Source organism: Pedobacter sp. MC2016-05 (genome assembly GCF_026239735.1).
GTDB lineage: Bacteria > Bacteroidota > Bacteroidia > Sphingobacteriales > Sphingobacteriaceae > Pedobacter.
Genome location: NZ_JAPIVT010000049.1, coordinates 1 through 1,305 on the forward strand (window position 1 = coordinate 1; position 1,305 = coordinate 1,305).

General features: G+C 39.2%; 2 protein-coding genes. Both read right to left on the bottom strand.

The genetic code is table 11. From position 1 onward, the window contains the following. Positions 1-85: 85 nt before the first annotated feature. Positions 86-961, bottom strand: a complete 876-nt coding sequence (locus tag OQZ33_RS24110; protein ID WP_322975154.1) for an IS3 family transposase — start codon at positions 959-961, stop codon at positions 86-88. Further along, positions 946-1,236, bottom strand: coding sequence for a transposase (locus OQZ33_RS24115; protein WP_265802125.1), 291 nt, complete (start codon positions 1,234-1,236; stop codon positions 946-948). The genes OQZ33_RS24110 and OQZ33_RS24115 overlap by 16 nt, the downstream gene beginning before the upstream one ends. Between the last annotated feature and the right edge of the window lie 69 nt (positions 1,237-1,305).

Here is a 1,305-nt window from a genome sequence, read left to right on the forward strand (position 1 = left end):
TGGAATTGCAATAGTATACTAGAGATTTTTTTTCGTCAGATATTTTTTTTGAGATGCATTAATTTAGATTCCTTTTGGATGCAAATTATGCGGCTCTCTTTCTGTTAATTATCGTTTTTTCAACCTCTAAGGGAGTCAGATAACCTAATGAGGAATGGATTCTTTTTCTGTTGTACCAAACCTCTATGTATTCAAATATTGCCAAGTATGCCTGCTCCTTTGTTTTGAAAGTTCTTTGATAAACCATCTCAGTTTTCATTGTTTTAAAGAAACTCTCTGCAACCGCATTATCCCAACAATTTCCTTTTCTGCTCATACTCTGAATTATTGGTAATCCTGTCAACTGCTGCCTGAACTCTGAACATGCATACTGAACTCCCTGATCAGAGTGAAATATTAGTGTATCCTCAATTTTCCTGTTTGCTTTTGCCATCTGGAATGCGCTAACCGTTGTGTTTTTGGCTTCCATATTATCACTTAGCGACCAGCCAACTACCTTTCTGTCCGAAAGATCGATAACCGTTGTCAAGTAAACCCATCCAGCGCCTGTGCGTATATAAGTAAGATCCGAAACCCATTTTTCTCCTGGTCTTACAGCAGAAAAATCTCTGTTGAGAACGTTTTCGGCCACAGGATGCGCATGATCTGAGTCCGTTGTTTTAACCCATTTCTTGCGTATAATACTTTGAATCCCTGCCTTGCGCATAATTCTGGCTACTCTTGGTCTGGATGCTCGGATGCCTTTTTTGGCAAGCTTGGCAGCAATCCTCGGGCTTCCGTAAACCTTTTTGCTCTCACTATATATATCACTGATTTCTTGTAATAACGAGATGCTTTCAACATGACGTTTTCCCTTGGGATGGTTCAACCAATAATAAAAACCGCTGTTACTTACCCGAAACACTCTACACATCATTTCAACTGGAAATATTCTTCGGTGCTCTCTTATAAATCCGAATATCTCCCGTCTCCCTTGGAAAAGATGCCGACCGCCTTTTTTAGAATATCTCGTTCCATTTGAGCATCTTTTAGCTCTTTTTGCAGCTTTTTAATTAGCTTCTGATCCTCGGTCAATTCAGTCATTCCCTGACCGGACTCTGATCCACGTTGTCTCCATTTACTCAAAAGAGTCTGGCTGATACCTAACTCATCAGCTACTTCTTTTACAGATCCTTTGCTATAAGAAAGCTCTATAGCCATCTTTCTGAAGGATTCATCAAACATTCGTCTGCTCATATAATCAAATTTAAAAGTTTCTTTCTAAATCTGACGACTAAATCCCTCTAGTCAAATGTAGCAACTCCA